The organism is Streptomyces sp. NPDC006798 (assembly GCF_040635975.1).
GTDB lineage: Bacteria > Actinomycetota > Actinomycetes > Streptomycetales > Streptomycetaceae > Streptomyces.
On sequence record NZ_JBEYIS010000065.1, the window covers coordinates 15,921 to 35,741 of the forward strand.

Below are 19,821 nucleotides of genomic sequence, written 5' to 3' on the forward strand. Positions count from 1 at the left end.
GGACCGAGATGACCACCTCCACCTCCAGCGGGACCTCCGCAGCCGCGCTGCCACCGGGCGGCTTCGGCAACGACATCTTCCAGGCGTACGTCAACGGCCGGGAGCGGCCCGGCGCCGGTGAGTTCACCGTACTGACCGGCGAGCGGAACCCGGCGGGCCCGGGCCGGGACGTCCTCTACGGCGGGGGCGTGCCCGGTACCAGCTTTCTGCGGGTCGCGGACCTGGGCACGGGACGGGTCTACGTCCAGGGGCAGTTGCTCACGCACTCCGACGAGGTCTCCCTCGACCCGTCGGTACGGACCGTACGGGTGGACGGCGCCGAATCCGTGACCAGGTGGTCCGTCACGGACGCCTTCGACCTGGAGCAGCGGGTCGCGGTCAGCGGCACGACGGTCGCGGACTCCCGGGTCACCGTCACCACCAAGGTCACCGACAGCCGCCCCGACCGGCACCGGTTCCGGATCGAATACCTCTGGGACACCGCGATCGCCGGGGACGACGGGCCCGTCGTCCAGCTCGGCGCGGCCGGGGCGCCGTACCGCCCCTTCGACCCGGTGCACTCCACCGAGGAGACGTTCGACCGCCCCACCGGCGATCTCGCCGTCGCCGACCGGTACGCCCACCCCGACGCCCCGACCCTCGCGGTCGCCGTCTCCGGCACCGCCCACCCCGGGGCCGTCCCCGACCGGATCCAGTACGTCTGTCTCCCGGAGGCCGTCTTCGCCCCCATCGGCGGCTATGTCACCGACCCGGCCCGCGACATCAGCAGCCCGGCCTCGAACTGCCGCGCCACCACCGGCGGCCCCGACTCCGGACTGCTGCTCCTCTGGTCCCGCGACGCTGCCCAGGACGACGCCACGGTCGCCGCGACCCTCCGGATGACCCCGGCCACCCCGCTGGGGAGCACGCTCCGCGCGGGCCCGGTCTCCCTCAGCCGGGCGACCGCCACCCTCACCGACACGGCGACCGGCCGCCCGCTCCCCGGCCGCCTCCTGATCTTCACCTCGGGCGGCCGGGAACGCTGCCGGATCACCACGGACCCCTCGGGCCGGGCGACGTGTGACGCGCTCCTCGGCGGCCTGCTCGGCTACGACGTCGACTTCCCGGGCGACGCGATCTGGGCGGGCGCCCATGCGCACGGGGGGCTGCCGAGGGAGAGCTGAGCGGGGCTACGCGTCCCGGTCCGGCTTCCAGTCCTGGGCGAGGAGCCCCAGCAGCACCTCGTCCAGGAACTCGCCCAGCACCCAGGCCGAAGAGCGCAGCACGCCCTCGCGGACGAAGCCGTTGCGTTCGGCGGAGCGCAGCATCGCGGTATTGTCCGCCAGCGTCTCGATCTGCAACCGGTGCAGCCCGCGGACGGTGAACCCGTAGTGGCAGAGGACCGCGACGACATCGGTCCCGTAGCCCTTGCCGCGGGCCTCCGGCAGCAGCCCGATCCCGATATGCGCGGACCGGCTGTGGGTGTCGATCCCCCAGAACGTCGCGGTCCCGACCAGGTTGCCGCCCTCCAGCTCCACGACGGAGAACCGGACGCACTTGTCGTCCGAGTCGTCGCCCACGAGCCGAGGGTCCTTCGTCCCGGGCACGAGCGGCCGCCACGGCGATCCCTCGGACCGCGAGCCGTTGACCACGTCGTTGTACAACTCGGCCAGCAGGACCGGGATGTCTTCCTCATGGCGGGCCCGCAGCCCTACCTTGGCACCTTTGAGCATGTCAGCTTCTTATCCGGCCGGGACGGTCGCAGGCAACCGATATCCGGGGCGGCTAGGTGACGGTGGTACGGATCGCCCGGCGGGCGTCGGCCTCCACGATCACGGGGTCCGCCCCGGCGGCGATCCGCCGGAAGGCTTCCACCCGCCAGTCGAGGGGCAGCCGCAGAATCCGCCGCGCCAGCTCAGGCGCGTCGACACCCCGCAACTCCGCATACCCCGGCATCGGCGGCGGAGCGCCCTTCCCCGCGTACGCCGCGGCCAACGCGACGGCCTCACCGAAGGCCAGCCGCCCCCGGGTCCTGGCACCGTAATGAGCCTCCCGCAGCACGGCCGCCCGCCAGGCCGCCGGAAGCCCCGCCCACCGGTCCAGTAACCCGACAGCCGCCTCGGCATTCTCCGTACGGTCCGGATCCGCCTCCGCCCACCGCCCCGCCCCCACCGGATCACAGAGCCCGGCGAAATACGCCACATCCATCCCCAGACCCGCGACCCGGGGCCCGTACTCCTCCGCCCGGTCCGCATGCGGCCACGCCCGCCCCAGCGCACGGCTGTCCGCCACACACCACCCCAACGCGGCCCGCGTATACCCGGGCAGGGCGTCCCTGACGACCGAAGACATCACCGCACCCCGCACCAAAGGCCCCACCCGCCCCGCCAACCGCACCACCACCGACCACTCCCGCACCCGCCAACACCCCAAGACGTCCAACGCCCCACGAATCTCGTCCAACGCCGAGTCCGGTCGGCGGACAGCCCCGGTTGCCTTCATCACGCCCCCTGTCCTGATTTACCCGACAATGTGGAGGTACTTCCTCCGTCATCGAGTCAACGACCCCGGCCCACAGGGGGCCTTGCACATCTCATGCACGCCGGATCGACTCCCGGCCGAAATGACCGGGATCGCGGGATCGAACGGGACTTCCTGGGGCAGACTGAGACCCATGAGCACCAGTGATCAGCCGCCTGGGGCGAATCTGGCCGCGCTCCGCAAGGAGCGTGGCTGGTCACAGATCAAGCTGGCCCGCAAGGCGAATGTGTCCGTGTCCTTGCTCTCGAAGGTCGAGGTGGGTGACCGGACCCTCACCCATGCGACCGCGTCGGCCGTCGCCAGAGCCATGGGTCTGAGCCTGGCCGGGCTGCTGGGCCGGGCCCGGGTGGAGCGGGACGGGGAGGAGTCCCTGTCCGCGCTGCGATCGGCGCTGCGGGACTACGACCTCCCGGGCCGGGATCCGGTGGCCGAGGGGCGGATCGGCGCCGGGCTGGAGTTGGTCGGGCAGTACCGGGACGGCTTCGAGGTCCGGGGGCTGCTGCGGATGCTGCCCGGTCTGTTGCGGGACGCCACGGCGCATGCGTACGCGGTCAACACGGCGGCGGGCTGGATGGCGCTCGCGGAGGCCTACAGCGCCGTCTACTGGGTCGCGGCCCGGCACCGCTGGATGGACATGGCGGAGCTGGCCGTCACCCGGCAGCGGTGGGCCGTGGAGCAGAAGGCGACCCCTCTGGGTGTGGCCGTCGCCGCGCGGGACCGGGCCGGGGCCTATCTCAACGGCGGTGACTACGAGGGCGGCCTGTCCCTCGTGGACCGGGCCGTCGCGACCGCCGAGGCAGGGCTGTCGGGGCAGGAGCGGGCCTTCGCCGTGGGGGTGCTCAACCTCCGGGGGATGACCCTCGCCGGACGGCTGCCCGACAAGAAGGAGGGCAGGCGCGAGGCCGAGCGCCATATCGCCTCGGCCTGGCGGGTCTCGGAGGAACTGGGCGCGGAGTGGAACCGGGTCGGAATGCTCTTCGGTCCCTCGAACACGGCGACCCATGTCCTGGCCACCCGGCTGGACCTGGGCACGCCCCGGGACGCGCTCACCCTCGCCGACGGTATCGATCCCGTACTCGCCCGGCTCACCCCCACACGTACCGCCGCGACCCGCATCGACATCGCCCGTGCCCAGGTCGACACCGGTGACCGCGACGGCGCGCTGGCGAGCCTCGGCGCCGCGTACGAAGCCGCCCCGCAGATGGCACGCCTGAACCCCATGGGGCGAGAGGTCCTGCGGGTGGTGGCGTCCCTGCACCGGCGGAGCAATCCCCGGCTGCTCCGCCTCGCGAAGCTGTCCGGCGTCAAGCTCTGAAGGGCGCCGCGGCCGATCTCGGACACCTCCGCGGTCGGGGCAGGCCCGTCGGCGTGCGACCTCGAAATCGGTGAACCACCTGATCTCAGGGAGCGGACATGGACCGCAGGAAGTTTCTCGCCGCGTCGCCGTTCGTCGCGGCCTCGGGCGTCGGGCCTTCGCGTGACTGGCTGTTGCAGACGCTCGAACAGGAACCCGTCGGCGGGAGTCAGGTGCGGCTGGAGGATGTGACCGACGTCCGCAGCGTGTTCGGACGGTTCCAGGAGATCGATGTGATGCGCGGCGGCGGCAGTGGTCGTCTGCTGCTCACCCGGTACATGAACGAACGGGTGTTTCCGCTGCTCCGGCGGGCGCACTCCGACGACGTACGGCGCGCGCTCTCCGGGGCGGCGTCCGAGCAGACGTATCTGCTGGGGTGGATGGCCTTCGATTCGGGTGAGCACGGCACCGCGCAGCGGTATCTCATTCAGGCGCTGCGGCTCGCGGAGGAGTCCGGGGACGTCCGGCTGGGCGCGCATGTGCTGGCGGGGATGGCCGATCAGACCACCGTGCTCGGCGATCCCGATGGGGGACGCAGGCTGGCACAGGCGGGGCGCCAGGGGCTGAAGGGGAGCGAATCGTTCGCCTGTCTCGCCGATCTGTGGGCCCTGGAGGCCCGGGCGCTGGCCGTGCTCGGGGACCGGGCCGGGGCCGTGCGGGCGGTCGGGGCGTCGGAGCGGGCCTTCGAGCGGCTCGATCGGGAGCGGGAACCGGAGTGGGCCCGGTTCATCGACGCGGCTTATCTGCACGGGGAGTACGCGACGGCCTTCCGCGATCTCGACCACGCGGCGGAGAGCGCCGAGCACGCCCGGGAGTCCATCGCGCACGCCCGGGCGCAGAACCGGGCCCGTCGTGGCGCGATGTCGCATGCCGCGCTGGCGGTGGCGCAGCTCCGGAACGGTGATCTGGAAGCGGCCCACGCGACCGGCCTGAGGACCCTGGAACTGACACGGCGAGTGCGGTCGTCCCGGTGTATGGAGGCGGTCGGGGACGTACAGCGCCGGATGGTGCCCTTCGGGCGGCACCCGCTGGTCGCGGACTTCAACGAGCGCGCCCGGTATCTGACGGCGGCGTAGGGACACCATCGGCGGATCCGGTCCCGAGGAAAGGTGGTTGTCCACAGGCCCCGGTGTCTTCGCCGGACCCGGGCTACTGTCACCGCACGTGCTTCGCCGGACCGCGGGGCGCATCAGGGGGAAGGGCGGTCGTTCCGTCATGGACGGTACGTTTCTGTTCGGTCTGTACATCGGGCTCACGGTCGTTGGGGTCCTGGCTCCCATGCTCGCCGGGGCATTCAGGGTGGGGCGCGGGGATCTGGTCCGGCCGGCGCTGATAGGTGTGTTCGGCGCGCTGGCGGTACTGATCGTCGTGGAGTCCCTTTTCGAAGAGGGGTCCCGGTATCCGACGCTCAAGGGGCAGACGTTTCTGATCGGGGTGCTGTCGCTGCTGGCCGCCGCGGTGCTGAGCTGGGCGGTGTACGAGACCCTTCGCGCGCGGGCGCGGGGGTACGAGCCGTCCCGCCGGGGTGTGTACACGGGGGTGGTGGTGGCCACGGCCGTGTTCGCGGTGGCGCAGGGCGGGCTGCTGCCCGCCCAGTTCCTGACGGCGACGGCCCGGGCGGCGACCGGGGAGGGCGCCAGCCTCCAGCCGCTCGTGGAGATCGTGCTGGGCCTTTCCACGGCCACCGTGGTGGGGATACTGCTCTTCCAGATATTGCTGCGGATCCGGCCCGACCGGTGGTTCTCCGCCGTGGCCTACGGCCTGCTGGCCGTCAACGCGGCCGGGATGCTCGCGCATGCCGTCGGAAATCTTCAGGTCGCCGATGTGCTCGGGGGCACCGGGGAGCCGGTGTACAGCGTCTATGCGGAGATACCGCCCGACAGTTGGTACGGCACGGTGCTCACGGGGCTGCTCGGTTTCCAGTACGCGCCCAACACCTTCCAGGTCACCGTCTGGTTCCTGTACCTGATCCCCGCGGTCCTTCTCGTACTCGCCCCGATAAAGTTCGGTCGTTCAGTCGGGGGGCACGGGGGCCGAGGGAAAGACGGGCGATGGTGAGGCGGATTCGGGTGGGACGGCGGCGCGCGGGCCGTGGGGCGACCGGTACGGGGATCGCGGTGGTACTGGCGCTGACCGCCGGTGGCTGTGTGACCGTGCACGGGGAACGCGAGCTGGTCCCCAACGCCACCGAGGCCGAGGCGGCGGAGGCGCTGAAGGAGTTCGTCGCCGCCTTCAACGCCGCCGACAAGGCGTACGATCCGACGCTCGACGCGGGGCACATCACCGGCGCGCTGGGTGCGGTCAATCAGGCCGGGATGAAGTCGCGGGGGGTGACCTTCCCGGACGGCAACCCCCGGCATGTACCGCTGGAGCTTTCGGACGTCTCGTACGCGATCCCGAAGAAGGCGGGCTGGCCCCGGTACTTCCTCGCGGACGCGGATCCCGGCCGGGACCAGGACGGCGGGCCGGGCGACGAGCGGTGGCTGCTGGTGTTTCTGCGCGGCGGACCGGCGGACGTCTGGAAGGTCAACTATCTGAATGTGGTGCCCGCGGCCCGGGTGCCGAAGCTGAAGAAGGACTCCGACGGTTTCGTGGAGATACTTCCGGCGACGACGGAGAAGCTGGCGGCCCGTCCGGCGGAGCTGCCGAAGACGTACTCGTCCTTCATGCAGTCGGGTACTCCCCCGGTCTTCACGGACGGGCCGCACAGCTCGGGCTGGCGGGACGCCCGGCGGCGGACGACCAATTCGCCGGGGATATCGACGCAGTGGATCGACCAGCCGCTGGACACGGGTGACTTCGCCCCGCTCGCCTTCGCCACCGAGAACGGCGGCGCGCTGGCCTTCTTCACCATACGGACCTATGAACGGCAGACCTCGGCGGCCGGGGTGCGGATTCCGGTCCATCCGGATGTGAAGCCGCTGCTGACGGGTGTGGTGAAGAATTCGGTCACCAAGGAGCGGGTGTCGGCGCAGGCGACGCTCGTCCCGGCGGCGGGCGGCGGCGCGGCGAAGCTGGAGATCCTGGGGCGGCTGGTGGGCCTCACCACCGCGAAGGGCGCCTGACCTCACGGAGCCGTACGGGACCGTGCGGGGGCGCTCGGGCCGCGCGGGTTCGGCGTGCGGAGGAGCGGGGTACGGGACCGGCGGCTTCCGCGGCCCGGCCCGTACCCCCGTGTCACCGGCTCAATGGTGGAGCGGCCACGCCTGTTCCTCCTGGCCGCGCCCGCCCACGTACCGCGCGCAGGCGTCGGTGAGGGCGCCGAGCAGGGTCAGCGGCTCGGGGAGCGCGTGTTCCGGACCCCGTACCCAGGTCACCGCGTGGTCGGCGGGGAGCCGGGACGGCGGGAGGAGGACATAGCTGCCCCGGCAGTGCCAGCGCAGGCCGGGGTGTTCGGCCATGGTCTCGGGGTGGCAGTCCAACTCGCAGGGCCACCATTCGTCCTCGTCCTCGGGGGTGCCCCGGGTCTGGGTGAAGAACAGCGCGCGGGCGTCCTCGCCGTCGCCGCCGACCTCGGCGACCGGGCCGACCTCGACGTCCTGTTCCAGCAGCCGGGCGAGCGCGGCGCGACCGGCTTCCAGGGGGACGTCGAGCACGTCGTGGACCATGCCGGTCGCGGTGACGAAGTTCGCCTCGGGGTCGCCCTGGGCCCAGCGGCGGATCTGCGCGGGGTCCGTCGTCGACTGGGTCTGCCAGGCGAAGGAGACGGGGTGGCGGCCCGGGGTGGGACAGCCGATCCGCTCGCAGGAGCACCGGTAGGCGACGGGGTGCGCGGCGGGCGCCAGCGGCAGGCCCGCGGCGGCGACGGCAAGCAGCAGATCCTCACGGCCGGAGTCGTCGGGCTCGGTTTCCCGTGAGCGCCTGCGCAGCCAGCCGGCCAGCCTGCTCTCCCGGGGGAGCCCGTTCCCCGCGCCGCGGTAACGGCCTTTACCGTCGCCCATCTATCCCCTCACACATCACTGCTCGCCCCTCGCGGTCCCTGCCATGGTCCCACCATCGGGCGCCTCGGGTGTCCACTGTCCCCAACCAGGGGACCTGTCGGCGCATTCCGGCGCGTGCGGTGGCGCGGTAGGGGATACTGCGCCGCGCGGGCGCCGACCGGGCGCGACAAGGCGCGGGAGGGGTCCGGAGGGCGTACGGGAGGGGTGCGATCCGGGCGCCGGAACGGCCCGGCGCCCGGCTGGGGAGTGGCGGGGATCACCCGCGCGGGCGCAGCCCGTACAGGGCGTACTCCACGAGCCGGTCGGTGTAGTCGTGGGTCAGCGGCAGGGTCCGCAGCAGCCAGCGGTGGAGCAGGGGGCCGACGAAGAGTTCGGTGGCGATCCTGGGGTCGATCGAGGGGTCGGCGTCCCCGGCGGCCTGGGCCGACCTGAGCCGTTCCCCGTAGAGCCGGAGTCCGGGGTCGAGCAGCTTGACCAGGAATTCGGCGCCCACCTGCTCGTCCACGATGCCCGCGGCGGTGAGGGCGCGGGTGGGGCCCTCGTAGCGGGGGTCGGTCAGTTGGTCGACGCTGGCCCTGAGCACGGTCTTGAGGTCGGCCTCCAGGTCGCCGGTGTCGGGGAAGGCGGCCCCGGACGGGCCGTCGGCGGTGGCCGGACCCGCCGGGTTCGCCGGATCCGCCGGATCCGCGGGTTCGGCCGCCGCGACCAGGTCGAGGAAGGCTTCGAGAAGGACGGCCGCCTTCGACGGCCACCAGCGGTAGATGGTCTGCTTACCCACCCCCGCGCGGGCGGCGATGCCTTCGATGGTGGTCCGGGTGTAGCCGACCTCGGTGACGAGGGCGAGCGCTGCGTCGTAGATCGCCCGCCGGGATCGCTCGCTGCGGCGGTTGGCGTCGGGGGTCCTGGTCTCTGCCATACCGACCAATCTAGCAAGCGATGAGCCGATACGTATCGTCTCGCAAGCTGCCCGGGGCGGCGGCCGGACGGACGGGCCTCCGGCGGGCCCGGAGACGTACCCCGGCGGACTCGCCGGACGGACTCGCCGAAGGGCCGTGTCACCGCACGTCCGGTGCCTTTTCCCGGACTTGGCCGCACCATGGCTTCCACGCGTACCCGCGTACCCCTCACACGCAGACCCGCGTGTCCTTCGTTTCGTCCGTGAGGAGCCCACCTTGCGCTCATCGCTCCGCGAAGCGTCGCCCCGCCGCTATCTGATGTGCCCACCGGCACATTTCCGGGTGACGTACTCCATCAACCCGTGGATGGATCCGGCCAAGCCCGTCGATCTGCCGCTCGCCCTCACCCAGTGGGAGGACCTGCGGGACCGCTACCGCGCCTTCGGGCACACCGTCGAACTGCTCGTCCCCCGTCCCGGCCTGCCCGATATGGTCTTCGCCGCCAACGGCGCGACCGTGATCGACGGGCGGGTGCTGCTGGCCCGCTTCGCGCACCCGGAACGGGAGCCGGAGGCCGCCGTCCATCTGGAGTGGTTCCGCTCGGCCGGGTTCGCCGAGATCCACGAACCGGCTCACATCAACGAGGGCGAGGGCGACTTCGCCGTCACCGCCTCGTACGTACTCGCCGGGCGCGGCTTCCGGTCGTCGCCGCTCTCCCACGACGAGGCGCAGGAGTTCTTCGGGCGGCCGGTCGTCGGGCTGGATCTGGTCGACCCCCGCTACTACCACCTGGATACGGCGCTCTGCGTCCTCGACGACACGGGCGACGAGATCATGTACTACCCGGGCGCCTTCTCGCCCGGCAGCCGCTCGGTGCTGGCCCGGCTCTTCCCGGACGCCCTGATCGCCGGGGAGCGGGACGCGGCGGCGTTCGGGCTGAACGCGGTGAGCGACGGGCGGCACGTCCTGCTGCCGCAGGCGGCCGTAGGGCTCTTCGATCCGCTGCGGGACCGGGGGTTCGAGCCGGTCGGGATGGATCTGGGCGAGCTGCTGAAGGGCGGCGGCAGTGTGAAGTGCTGTACGCAGGAGATCCGGCCCTGAGGCCGGTCGTCCGCCCCTGACCGGGTCCAGCCGGGCACCCCCGCGCGGCGGGGTGCCCGGCCGGTCCGGCGGAAACGACTCCCGGCCAGGCCGGACCGGACCGGGCGCCGGGCCGGGGTTCAGTCCTCCGGCGGCGGCCATTCGTCGCCCCAGGCCGCGTCGCGGGCGTCCTTGTAGAGCGGCCCCTGGCGCTTGGTCACATTGACCCGGTCGAGTCCGTCGTGCTCCGTACAGAGGTCGAGGAGTACGAGTCCCTTGCGGATCTGGGGCCGCCTGGTGATCCGCGCGGACGCGGGCCGGACGGGGAACCGGGTGGCGACCACATAGCTGAACTTCTCGTCCTCGTGCCCGAGGGATCCCCCCTTCACCTGCCGGTGCAGCGACGAGCGGGCGACCCGGGCGGAGAAGTGGCACCAGTCGGAGCCGGGCTCGATCGGGCACGGACCGCCGTGGGGGCAGGGCGCGGCGATCGTCATCCCGGCCGTGAGCAGCAGCTCCCGGGCGGCGATGATCCGCCGGTAGCCGTCGGGGGTGCCGGGCTCCACCACGACCACCGCCGACCCGGCGCGGGCGGCCTCGGTGACGACGGCGGTACGGTCCGCCTCGGTCAGCTCCTTGAGCACGTACGAGACGGTGACCAGGTCGGCCGGGTCGAGGCGGAGCGCGCCGCTGATCCGGGCGCGCTCCCAGCGGGCCCCGTACGGGCCCGCTCCCCCGGCGGCCCCGGCCAGTTCGCGGCCGAGGGCGAGGGCCGGTTCGGCCCAGTCCAGGACGGTGGTCTCGGTCCGCCACTCCCCCGCGACGGCCCAGCTCGCGGCGCCGGTGCCGCCGCCGATATCGGTATGGGTGGCGGGCGTCCAGCCGGGGGCGGCGGCGCGGAGGGCGTCGAGGGCGGCCCGGACCGCCTCGAAGGTGGCGGGCATCCGGTAGGCGGCGTACGCGACGACATCGGCCCGGTCCCGCAGGATCGGCGCGTCGGTGGGGGTCTCGCCCCGGTAGCTGGCGATCAGCCGCTCGACGGCCTGCGCGGCCCGGTTCGGCGGCAGCCCCTCCACCAGCCCGGCGAGCCCTCGGCGGAGGGCGTCGGCGGTGGCGACGGGATCGGGGGCGGGGCGGGTCTCACTCACCGGGCGATTCTAGGCCGGGTCGGCACAACAGTGCCGTCCGCCCGAGGACGGGGCCCGCGGCGTCCGGTGCGTGCGAATTCGCGACGGCGGCGGGGGTCCCCCCGGCGAAGCCAGGGGGCGGTCCCCCCCGTACGGGACGTACTCGGGAAACCCCGGCAACGCCGGGAACACCTCCCGCACCCGTAGGGCACAGGGGGAGATTGTGCGTGCCGGGCGTCGCGGGCCAGGCGGGATCTCGACGACACGGCCTAGGCCGTACCGGGCCCCGGGCCGCCGGCCGGCGACGGACGCGGGGATTCCCCGAACGGACCGGAGCGCGGACGGCAGAGCAGCAGGAAGCTCGCCACCGCCGCGAGACCGCAGACCAGCTGGACCACGGCCATCGGGACCGCGGTGTCCTCGCCCGCCAGCCCCACCAGCGGGGAGGCCAGCGCGCCCATCAGAAAGCCCGCCGTACCGATCAGGGCCGATGCCGAGCCCGCCGCGTGCGGGGTGCGGTTGAGGGCCAGCGCGTTGGTGTTGGGCATGGCGAGGCCCTGGGCCGACATCAGGACGAACAGGCCCGCCGCCACCCCCACCAGACCCGGCTCGCCGAACACTCCGGTGGTCATCACGACCAGCGCCGCCGACGCCAGCACGATCAGCGTCAGACCGCAGGCGAGCGCCTTGTCGAGGCTGACCCGGCCGATCAGGACCCGGCCGTTGATCTGGCCGACCGCGATCAGCCCGACGGAGTTGAGGCCGAAGAGGAGGCTGTACGCCTGCGGGGACGCGCCGTAGATCTCCTGGATCACGAACGGGGACGCGGCGATGTACGCGAACAGCGCCGCGAAGGAGAAGCCGCCGGTGAGTACGTACCCGGTGAAGACCCGGTCGCCGACCAGTCCGCGCATCGTCCGCAGGGACTCCCCGACCCCGCCGCCGCGACGGCGCTCCGGCGGCAGGGTCTCCGGCAGCCACTTGAGGATCACCAGGGTGAGCAGCGCGCCGACCCCGGTGAGGACGAGGAAGATGCCGCGCCAGTCGGTGAAGCGGAGCACCTGGCCGCCGATCAGGGGCGCGACGACCGGCGCCACCCCGGAGATCAGCATCAGGGTGGAGAAGAAGCGGGCCATCGCCACGCCCTCGTACAGATCACGGACCACGGCGCGGGCGATGACGATGCCCGCGGCGCCCGCGAGGCCCTGGAGCAGCCGCAGGGCGATCAGCAGTCCGGCGTCGGGGGCGAAGGCGCAGAGGGCGGTGGCGACGACGTACACCACCATCCCGGTCAGGAGCGGGGTCCGGCGGCCCCAGCGGTCGCTGAGGGGGCCGACGATCAGCTGTCCGAGGGCGAGACCGGCGATACAGGTGGTGAGGGTGAGCTGGATGGTGGCGGCGGGGGCGGAGAGGGAGTCGGTGACCGCCGGGAGGGCGGGCAGATACATGTCCATCGAGAGCGGGGGCAGTGCGGCCATCCCGCCGAGGACGAGGGTGACGAGCAGCCCGGCCCGGCGCGCGGCGGCCGGACCGCCGGGGGCGGCGTCGGGCGCGGTCCCGGTCTTCGCGCCGTCCGAAACCGAAGCCGGGTCCGGAGCCGGGGCGGGAATCGGGTCCGGGGCGGGAGCCACCGCCTCCGGGGGTACCACCGGAACGGTCGGGGACACCGGCGCGGTCGAGGCCGTCGCGGCGGCCGGGGCCGCCGGTGCCGAGGCCGGCGGGGCCGGTGCCTTGCGCGGCGGGATCACCGCCGGTGCCGTGGAGGCCGTCGTGATCTCTTCGGGGGCCGCCGCGCGCCCCCCGGGTATGTGGTTCCCCACCGGACCGTTCGGCCGCTCGGCCATCGCCCCTCCCCTTCCGTCCATCCGTCGCACGTCCATCGGTCGGCGCGTCTTTCGGCCGACACGTCCATGCCCCATACAGCTTGTTGCGTCCGCCCATGGTCTCAGCCCGGGGCCGGTCCGGCGGGACCGGTTCGCCACCGGTGGAAGGGCGCGCCGGTTGCGTACGCCCCGCCCGGTCAGCCGGGCCGCAGCCCCGGCTCGCCCGCGACCGTGACGAACGAGCCCGCCGTGGTCACCGGCGCGCCCGGTACGGTCACCGCCGGCAGGACCCGGAAGTCGGCCCGTACGGAGTCCTCGCGCACGGTCAGGGCCGTATAGCCGCGCCGTCCGTCGTAGAAGCGGAGCCGGGGATTGGCCAGGGTGAGATCCGCCCAGTTCGCGGGCCTGGCCGTACCGTCCCGGCCGCTGCTGACCGAGGTGGTGACGATTTCGGTGCCGACGACCGGCGACCGGGGGTCGTCCCAGTCCCGGACGAGATCGAAGCCGTAGCCGACGTGGACATCGGCGGAGAGGACCACCAGATCGCGGATCCCGGCGGCACCGGCGCCCGCCAGCAGCCGCGCGCGGGCGGCCGGATAGCCGTCCCAGGCGTCGGTGCTCAGCCGGTGTCCCGGCCCTGGTACGTCCCGCCGCCGGGCGAGGACGACCTGCTGGGCCAGCAGGTTCCAGCGGGCCGCCGACCGCCGCCAGCCGTCGGCGAGCCACCGTTCCTGCGCCGCGCCGAGCATGGTCCGGCCGGGGGCGTGCAGGGCGGCGCCCGGCTGCTGCCAGCCACCGCCGGGGATCTGGTCCGAGCGGTACTGCCGGGTGTCGAGTACGTCGATCTGCGCGAGCCGGCCGAACCGCAGCCGCCGGTAGAGCCGCAGATCGGGACCCCGGGGCCGCTGGGCGGGCCGCAGCGGCTGGTTCTCCCAGTACGCGCGGTACGCCGCCGCCCGCCGCAGCAGGAAGTCCTCGGGCGCCCGGTCGTCCCCCGGCAGCCCGGCCGCGTAGTTGTCGTCGGTCTCGTGGTCGTCCCAGGTGAGTACCCAGGGGTGGGCGGCGTGGGCGGCCCGGAGATCGGGATCCGAGCGGTAGAGGCCGTACCGCAGCCGGTACTCCTCCAGCGTCACGGTCTCCCGGTCGAACCGGGACGGCAGGGTGCCGTCGGGGTAGCCGCGGGCGCCGCCGGTCGCCGGGACGGGGTACTCGTAGAGATAGTCCCCGAGGTGGAGTACGGCATGCAGATCCTCGGTCGCGAGACGGCCGTGGGCGGTGAAGTAGCCGTCGTGGTACGCCTGGCAGGAGACGGCGGCCAGCCGCAGCTCGCGGACCCGGGCGCCGGGTGCGGGCGCGGTCCTGGTGCGGCCCGCCGGGCCGAGCCAGGGACCGGCGCGGAACCGGTAGTGGTAGACCCGGGCGGGTTCGAGTCCGGCGATCTCGACCCGGACGCTGTGGTCGAGTTCGGGGTGCGCGGTGACCGTGCCGCGCCGGACGATCCGGGTGAAACGGGGATCGTGGGCCAGCTCCCAGCGGACCGGGTAGCGGCCGGGGTCGAGGCCGCCGCCGGGTTCGTACGGCCGGGGTGCCAGCCGGGTCCACAGCAGTACGGAACCGGGCAGCGGATCGCCGGACGCGACGCCGAGGGTGAAGGGGTCGCTCCGGATCCGGGCCGGGTCGCGGCCCGCCGCACGGGCGCTGCCGGGCAGCCCGGTCGCGAAGGCGAGCAGGGCGGCGGCGCCGGTGGTGGTGAGGAACCGGCGGCGGGCGGGATCACCGGGGCGATGGCCGGGGCCGGGGCCGGGTGAGGACGCGGGTGCGGGCGCGGGCGCGGGTGGTACGCGGTGGAGGAGCCGACGGGCGGCGACCCGGAGTTCGGCGGGGTACGCGGTCCGGTACGCGGCCGGGCTCGCCGTCGGCTTCACGGTCGGTGGCATCACGGCCCGATGTGATCACGCGGTCCGGCCGGGGCCGCCGGGATTCGGCACGTGTCGAGCCGCCGTTCCGTGGGACGAGGCGAGGCACGGCGATTCCGTACGTACGGCATCGGCGCCGTGGGAGGCTGCCCGCCATGGACGACCGCACGTACGACACCTCCGTCTGGCCCACCGTCGACCGGCTGCACACCTGGCTCGACGAGGCCAACGACCGCCCGGCGGAGCAGGAGTTGCTGCTGCGCGTGCTGAAGCTGGCCGAGGAGGTCGGGGAGACGGCGGAGGCCGTCATCGGCGCCTCCGGGCAGAATCCGCGGAAGGGGTTCTCCCACACCTGGCGCGATGTGGAGGCCGAGTTGTGCGATGTCGTCCTCACCGCGATGGTGGCGCTGCGGACGCTCACCCCGGACGCCGAACGGGTCTTCACGGCACATGTCGAATCCGTCGCGCGCCGGATGCCGGACCCGGACTGACTCTCCGCGAGCGGAGAACGGGGCGTCGGCGGACGTGCCGTCCCGTGACTACCGTGGCCCGATGACGGACTACCCGATGACGGAATACTGGAACCACAACACCCACTACCATCCGCTGGTCCTCGGCCAACTCCCGGCGGGGGCGGCGAAGGCGCTGGACATCGGCTGCGGGGAGGGGGCGCTCGCCCGGCGCCTGGCCGGGCGGGTCCCGGAGGTGACGGGCGTCGACCGGTCCGGCGAGATGGTCCGGCAGGCCCGGGAACGCGGCGGCCCGGGAACCTCCTACGTCGAGGGCGACTTCCTCGACCGGGCGGGCTCCGGTCTCGCCGACGGTACGTACGACCTGGTCAGTGCGGTCGCCGTACTGCACCATGTGGATCTCGCCGACGGGCTGACCAGGATGGCGGAGCTACTGGCGCCCGGTGGACGGCTGGTCGTCGTCGGCTGCGCGCGGGAGGGCGGCAGGCCGCAGGACTGGGCCTTCGGCCTGGCCACCGTCTTACCCGCCGTGGTCGCCAACCGGGTCAGGGGACGGGGTTCAAACGCCCCTGCGGTCCCGGTCATGGACCCCGTCACCACCTATGCGGACGTCCGGCGGACGGCCCGGTCGGTGCTGCCCGGCTGCTCGTACCGGCGGCTGCTGTACTGGCGGTACGCCCTCGTCTGGCGGAAGCCCGGCTGAGTCGGCCCCGGTTCCGGACCCGCGGCGTCCGGAAGCGACTTCGGTCGCCGGACGGGGGCCGGGGTTCATCCCTCCGTCGGTCGGACGGAGACCATCGGCGGACCGACGGAGGGAGCCGCCCCGAGCAGACTGACGCCGTCGGATCTCGGGTTGCGTAGGAGGACAGCGGCGATGCGCGGGGACAGTGATACGAACGGCGGCCTCAGCCGGGCCGGATTCCTGGCGGGGATGGGCGGCTTGGGCGCCGTCGCCCTCGGAGTCGGCGGTACGGCCGGGGCAGCCGCGACGCCGCTCGGACCGGTACCGGCCGGAACGGCACCCGTCGGGGCCACCGGTGCCGCCGGGCCCGCCGGGCGGCGCGGGGTCCGCTACCGGAGTGTCTGCTACACGCTGCTGGACGGCGAGTCGCCTGGGACGGCGTGGAGCGCGCGGCGGATGCGCCACGACATCCGGGCCGTCGCCCGCGATCTCCACGCCAACTCGGTGAAGGTGACGGGCGACGGCGTCGACCGGATCGCCGCGACCTCGACCGAGGCGGCGGAACGCGGCCTCCACATCTGGCTGGAGCCGACCCTGAGCGACCGGCCGCAGCGGGAGACCCTGGAGCATCTGGCGGAGTCGGGGCGGCACGCGGAGGCCCTGCGCCGCCAGGGCGCGGACGTCCAGCTCAGCGTCGGCTGCGAGTTCTGGCTGCTGGTGCCGGGCATCGTCCCGGGCGCGACGGTCCTGGACCGGATCGAGACCCTGCGCAACGGTACGTACGACCCGGTCGACATGCAGCGGAAGCTGAACGACTTCACGGCCCGGGCGGCGAAGGTCGGCCGACGGGTCTTCCGGGGGCGGCTGAGCTATGCCGCGGCCCAGTCCGACGAGGTCGACTGGCGGCTCTTCGACATCGTCGGGATCGACTACTACTCGTACTTCCCGCGCCCCGAGCAGTACGTCCGGGAGCTGAGGCGGTACCTCCGGTGGGGGAAGCCGCTGGCGATCACCGAGTTCGGTACGTGTACGTACGAGGGCGCCCCGGCCGACGGCGGAATGGGCTGGGAGCTGGTCGACTACGGCAGGAACCCGCCGGAGATCATCGGCGACCCGGTCCGGAGCGAGCGGACCCAGGCCCGGTATCTGACCGGACTCCTCGACGTCTTCGAGAGGATGGGGCTCTACGCGGCGATGGCCTTCGAGTTCCTGACGGCGGACGCCCCGCACCGGCCCGACTCGCCGCGCCACGATCTCGATCTGGCGAGCTACGCGATCGTCAGACCGCTCCGGGACGATCCGGCGGATCCGGCGTCGGACTGGCACTGGGAACCGAAGGAGGCGTTCCGGGCGCTGGCGGCGCGATACGGGGCGTACGAAAGGCACGGGAGGAGCGGGCGCGGAAGCCTCGGGGCGTACGGGCGGTACGGGGCGGGGCCCGGGCGCGGCGGCGAGGGGGCTCCGGTCGGCCACTGACCGCACCACCCCCGCGCGGGCACACCACGCGCGCCCCCCGAGTGATCCTGCTCATGGCGGAGTATCGGCCACCGGGGGCGTTCCGGCCGGTCTTCAGGCGTACTCCGCCCCGTCGCCCGGGTACGGCTGAATAGGCCGTCCGCGGATCGGGGCGGCAGCCGACCGCCGCCGATGGAGGGCAGAACGCGTGATGACCCCGGACCCAGCCAACCCCGACCCCGGACCGGGCGCCGCCCCCGGGGAGCCCCTGGTCGTCCGTACCACCGGCAGCCCCCGGGGCCGGGGCCGCCAGTACGGGGCTGCGGCCCGGGAGCGGATCCAGCTGTCGCTGGAGAGCTATGAGCGGATGTACGCGCACTTCGCGGCCCTGCGCTGGGACGCGGCGACGGCGCTCGCCGAGACGTTCGTCCCGGTGGTCGAGGCGTTCAACGCCGACTATCTGGAGGAGATGGCGGGCATCGCCGAGGGCGCCGGAGCCGAGTTCCCCGATGTCCTCGCCCTCAATCTGCGGACCGAGATCCTGTTCTCGGCCCGGGCCCGGGCCGAGAGTCTCGGCGGTACGGAGCCCCCGCCGGGTCCGCACGGTCCGCCCGCCCCGTCCGAGTGCACGGCCTTCGCGGATCTGCGCGGCCCGGAGCCGATCGTCGGCCAGAACTGGGACTGGCTGCCCTTCGCCCATGACACGGTGGTGATCCTCCAGTCCGAGCCGACCAACGGACCCCGCTGGGTGTCGGTGGTGGAGGCCGGGCTGCTGGCCAAGTTCGGGATGAACTCGGCCGGTCTGACGGTCCTGACGAACGCCCTGGTCACCTCGGAGGACCGGGGCAGCCCGGGGCTGCCGTACCACCTGCTGCTCCGGGCCCTGCTGGAGTCCGATTCGCTCGCGGCGGCCGAGGAGACCATCCGTACGGCCCGTCGCTCGTCGTCGGCGAACTATCTGATCGCCGCCGCCGGGGACGGGGACGGGAACACGAGCGGGGAGGGGGACGGGGCGATCGACATCGAGGCCAGGCCCGGCGGCCCGGACGATGTCACCCGCCACCCGGTCGCCCCCGGCACTTTCCTCGTCCACACCAACCACTTCACCGAACCGGTTCCCGCGAACGACTACGGTCCGGCCGTCTTCTCCGACACCCACGACCGGTACCGACGTGCCACGGCCCTCGCCGAACGGATGCCGTATCCCTCGGTCGCGGCCTGGCAGGAGGTGCTGCGCGACCACGAAGGACTCCCCGACGCGATCTGCTGCCACCCGGATCCCGATGCCCCGCACGAACTGGACCGCAGCTCCACCGTCGCGAGCGCGATCGTCGAACCGGAGCGCCGGACCCTGCATCTGGCCCTCGGGCGGCCGTGTACGACGCGCCGGGTGACGTACCCGTACCGGGACTTCTTCAAGGGACGCGGCTGAGGGCCGGGTTCACCAGCCGACCGGATCCTGTGCCCGACCGGACGCACGGAACCGCCGGGCGCCCGGGCGGGATGCCCGCCCGGGCGCCCGGGTGTTCATTTCGGTGTCACGACCGGTTCCGGAAGCATCGGCCGCAGCCGCGGAAGGCCGCGGGCGGCCGGCACGGACTGCCGTCAGGCCGCCGCGAACGGCACTCCTGCCAGCAATTCCGTGGATGGGTGGGTATGTTGCACGACAGTGGTCTCTCCTTGCGTGGGTGCCCAGTCCGGTGATCTCGGGCCGCGCCGACCAGGAGGACCGTCGTCAGCCCCTGGCTAGGGGGCCTGGTGTACTCCCGGCGTGATGCGGCACCATCTCGACGGTAGCCCAAAAAGGCACCGGAGTAATAGAGTTGCCGGAAAATAGCGCGACGAGGCACCCCGGGAAGCCATCCCGAGTACCTCGTCCGCGCGGTGGCATAGGACTGGGCAGCCCCGAACGCAACACCTCATCCATCTTGGCGTGCGCGGATATACGATCGATATACGGGAACCATTTCAGGGATGGATTTCAGGATCGGGATCCGGGATCCGGGATCCGGGATCCGGGATCCGGGATCCGGTGCCTGGTTCTGGGCGGAGGTTCTCCAAGGGCGGGGGTGGAGTGACCGACGAGACCGGGGAGCTGCGTTTCAGCGTGCTGGGGCCGGTGCGGGCCTGGCGCGGCGGAGAGCCGATGCCGATGGGTTCCCCTCAGCAGCGGGCCCTGCTCTCCGCCCTGCTGCTGCGCGACGGCCGCACCGCGACGGCCCACGAACTGATCGACGCCATCTGGGGGGACGAGCCGCCGTCCCGGGCCCTCGCCGTGACCCGGACGTACGCGTCCCGGCTGCGCAAGGTGCTCTCGACGACTGCCCTGGTCTCCGAGTCCGGCGGGTACGCCCTGCGGATAGAGCGCGACGCCCTCGATCTGTTCCTGGCCCGGGATCTGGCCGATGACGCCGACCGGGCGCACGCCGACGGCGATCCGGTCCGGGCCTCGATGCTGCTCGACAAGTCGCTGGGGCTGTGGGACGGGGAGCCGCTGGCCAATGTCCCCGGGCCGTACGCGGAGGGACAGCGCGCCCGGCTGGAGGAGTGGCGGCTC

The 19,821-nt window shown here is 73.1% G+C and carries 18 protein-coding genes; 11 read left to right on the forward strand and 7 right to left on the reverse strand.

Translation table 11 applies throughout. The annotated features are described in order from the left end of the window. Window positions 1-8 precede the first annotated feature (8 nt). Window positions 9-1,163, forward strand: coding sequence for a hypothetical protein (locus ABZ714_RS30555; RefSeq protein WP_358828609.1), 1,155 nt, complete (start codon window positions 9-11; stop codon window positions 1,161-1,163). Window positions 1,164-1,169: 6 nt separating this feature from the next. On the opposite strand, the gene ABZ714_RS30560 is transcribed toward ABZ714_RS30555, so the two are convergent. Then, window positions 1,170-1,712, reverse strand: coding sequence for a GNAT family protein (locus ABZ714_RS30560; protein WP_358828610.1), 543 nt, complete (start codon window positions 1,710-1,712; stop codon window positions 1,170-1,172). A 52-nt stretch (window positions 1,713-1,764) separates the two neighbouring features. Continuing rightward, window positions 1,765-2,271: a hypothetical protein gene (locus tag ABZ714_RS30565; protein WP_358828611.1), complete on the reverse strand. Its 507-nt coding sequence runs from the start codon at window positions 2,269-2,271 to the stop codon at window positions 1,765-1,767. A 382-nt stretch (window positions 2,272-2,653) separates the two neighbouring features. Here ABZ714_RS30565 and ABZ714_RS30570 point away from each other — a divergent pair, with 382 nt between their 5' ends. From ABZ714_RS30570 to ABZ714_RS30585, 4 genes are all read left to right on the forward strand, one after another. Further along, a complete protein-coding gene (locus tag ABZ714_RS30570) occupies window positions 2,654-3,835 on the forward strand; it encodes a helix-turn-helix transcriptional regulator (RefSeq protein WP_358828612.1) in 1,182 nt (393 codons plus the stop codon). A 98-nt stretch (window positions 3,836-3,933) separates the two neighbouring features. Next, window positions 3,934-4,950, forward strand: a complete 1,017-nt coding sequence (locus tag ABZ714_RS30575; RefSeq protein ID WP_358828613.1) for a transcriptional regulator — start codon at window positions 3,934-3,936, stop codon at window positions 4,948-4,950. A 139-nt stretch (window positions 4,951-5,089) separates the two neighbouring features. Continuing rightward, window positions 5,090-5,932 carry an FTR1 family protein gene (locus ABZ714_RS30580; RefSeq protein ID WP_358828614.1) on the forward strand — a complete coding sequence of 281 codons (843 nt, stop codon included), beginning with the start codon at window positions 5,090-5,092 and terminating at the stop codon, window positions 5,930-5,932. Continuing rightward, window positions 5,926-6,939, forward strand: a complete 1,014-nt coding sequence (locus ABZ714_RS30585) for a hypothetical protein (protein WP_358828615.1) — start codon at window positions 5,926-5,928, stop codon at window positions 6,937-6,939. Before ABZ714_RS30580 ends, ABZ714_RS30585 begins: the two co-directional genes overlap by 7 nt. Window positions 6,940-7,059: 120 nt before the next feature. On the opposite strand, the gene ABZ714_RS30590 is transcribed toward ABZ714_RS30585, so the two are convergent. Both ABZ714_RS30590 and ABZ714_RS30595 read right to left on the reverse strand, forming a co-directional pair. Then, the gene (locus tag ABZ714_RS30590; RefSeq protein WP_358828616.1) at window positions 7,060-7,815 is read right to left on the reverse strand and encodes a bifunctional DNA primase/polymerase; all 756 of its coding nucleotides are present in this window, start codon (window positions 7,813-7,815) and stop codon (window positions 7,060-7,062) included. Window positions 7,816-8,071: 256 nt separating this feature from the next. Then, window positions 8,072-8,731, reverse strand: coding sequence for a TetR/AcrR family transcriptional regulator (locus tag ABZ714_RS30595; protein WP_358828617.1), 660 nt, complete (start codon window positions 8,729-8,731; stop codon window positions 8,072-8,074). A 256-nt stretch (window positions 8,732-8,987) separates the two neighbouring features. On the opposite strand from ABZ714_RS30595, the gene ddaH reads away from it, so the two are divergent. Beyond that, on the forward strand, window positions 8,988-9,812 hold the full coding sequence (gene ddaH / locus ABZ714_RS30600) for a dimethylargininase (RefSeq protein ID WP_358828618.1): 825 nt from the start codon (window positions 8,988-8,990) through the stop codon (window positions 9,810-9,812). 119 nt (window positions 9,813-9,931) lie between these two features. On the opposite strand, the gene ABZ714_RS30605 is transcribed toward ddaH, so the two are convergent. From ABZ714_RS30605 to ABZ714_RS30615, 3 genes are all read right to left on the reverse strand, one after another. After that, window positions 9,932-10,939 (reverse strand): small ribosomal subunit Rsm22 family protein, encoded by a 1,008-nt coding sequence (locus ABZ714_RS30605; protein ID WP_358828619.1) that lies wholly within the window; start codon window positions 10,937-10,939, stop codon window positions 9,932-9,934. Between the two features lie 248 nt (window positions 10,940-11,187). Continuing rightward, window positions 11,188-12,396 carry a multidrug effflux MFS transporter gene (locus tag ABZ714_RS30610; protein ID WP_358828627.1) on the reverse strand — a complete coding sequence of 403 codons (1,209 nt, stop codon included), beginning with the start codon at window positions 12,394-12,396 and terminating at the stop codon, window positions 11,188-11,190. Between the two features lie 542 nt (window positions 12,397-12,938). After that, window positions 12,939-14,678: an alkaline phosphatase D family protein gene (locus ABZ714_RS30615; RefSeq protein ID WP_358828620.1), complete on the reverse strand. Its 1,740-nt coding sequence runs from the start codon at window positions 14,676-14,678 to the stop codon at window positions 12,939-12,941. A 134-nt stretch (window positions 14,679-14,812) separates the two neighbouring features. Between ABZ714_RS30615 and ABZ714_RS30620 the strand changes: the two genes are divergently transcribed. The 5 genes from ABZ714_RS30620 to ABZ714_RS30640 form a co-directional block, all read left to right on the forward strand. After that, on the forward strand, window positions 14,813-15,148 hold the full coding sequence (locus tag ABZ714_RS30620; protein WP_358828621.1) for a MazG-like family protein: 336 nt from the start codon (window positions 14,813-14,815) through the stop codon (window positions 15,146-15,148). Window positions 15,149-15,209: 61 nt separating this feature from the next. After that, window positions 15,210-15,830, forward strand: a complete 621-nt coding sequence (locus tag ABZ714_RS30625) for a class I SAM-dependent methyltransferase (protein ID WP_358828622.1) — start codon at window positions 15,210-15,212, stop codon at window positions 15,828-15,830. Window positions 15,831-16,001: 171 nt separating this feature from the next. Continuing rightward, window positions 16,002-17,285, forward strand: a complete 1,284-nt coding sequence (locus ABZ714_RS30630) for an abortive phage infection protein (RefSeq protein ID WP_358828623.1) — start codon at window positions 16,002-16,004, stop codon at window positions 17,283-17,285. Between the two features lie 190 nt (window positions 17,286-17,475). After that, window positions 17,476-18,696: a C45 family peptidase gene (locus ABZ714_RS30635; protein ID WP_358828624.1), complete on the forward strand. Its 1,221-nt coding sequence runs from the start codon at window positions 17,476-17,478 to the stop codon at window positions 18,694-18,696. A 642-nt stretch (window positions 18,697-19,338) separates the two neighbouring features. Next, window positions 19,339-19,821 (forward strand): BTAD domain-containing putative transcriptional regulator (locus ABZ714_RS30640; protein ID WP_358828625.1); only part of this gene is annotated, 483 nt, incomplete at its 3' end.

Coding starts and splice junctions, on each gene's coding strand:
- ABZ714_RS30555 (WP_358828609.1), top strand. CDS start 9: ATGACCACCTCCACCTCCAGCGGGACCTCCGCAGCCGCGCTGCCACCG.
- ABZ714_RS30560 (WP_358828610.1), bottom strand. CDS start 1,712: ATGCTCAAAGGTGCCAAGGTAGGGCTGCGGGCCCGCCATGAGGAAGAC.
- ABZ714_RS30570 (WP_358828612.1), top strand. CDS start 2,654: ATGAGCACCAGTGATCAGCCGCCTGGGGCGAATCTGGCCGCGCTCCGC.
- ABZ714_RS30575 (WP_358828613.1), top strand. CDS start 3,934: ATGGACCGCAGGAAGTTTCTCGCCGCGTCGCCGTTCGTCGCGGCCTCG.
- ABZ714_RS30580 (WP_358828614.1), top strand. CDS start 5,090: ATGGACGGTACGTTTCTGTTCGGTCTGTACATCGGGCTCACGGTCGTT.
- ABZ714_RS30585 (WP_358828615.1), top strand. CDS start 5,926: ATGGTGAGGCGGATTCGGGTGGGACGGCGGCGCGCGGGCCGTGGGGCG.
- ABZ714_RS30590 (WP_358828616.1), bottom strand. CDS start 7,815: ATGGGCGACGGTAAAGGCCGTTACCGCGGCGCGGGGAACGGGCTCCCC.
- ABZ714_RS30595 (WP_358828617.1), bottom strand. CDS start 8,731: ATGGCAGAGACCAGGACCCCCGACGCCAACCGCCGCAGCGAGCGATCC.
- ABZ714_RS30610 (WP_358828627.1), bottom strand. CDS start 12,396: ATGGCCGCACTGCCCCCGCTCTCGATGGACATGTATCTGCCCGCCCTC.
- ABZ714_RS30615 (WP_358828620.1), bottom strand. CDS start 14,678: ATGCCACCGACCGTGAAGCCGACGGCGAGCCCGGCCGCGTACCGGACC.
- ABZ714_RS30620 (WP_358828621.1), top strand. CDS start 14,813: ATGGACGACCGCACGTACGACACCTCCGTCTGGCCCACCGTCGACCGG.
- ABZ714_RS30625 (WP_358828622.1), top strand. CDS start 15,210: ATGACGGACTACCCGATGACGGAATACTGGAACCACAACACCCACTAC.
- ABZ714_RS30630 (WP_358828623.1), top strand. CDS start 16,002: ATGCGCGGGGACAGTGATACGAACGGCGGCCTCAGCCGGGCCGGATTC.
- ABZ714_RS30635 (WP_358828624.1), top strand. CDS start 17,476: ATGACCCCGGACCCAGCCAACCCCGACCCCGGACCGGGCGCCGCCCCC.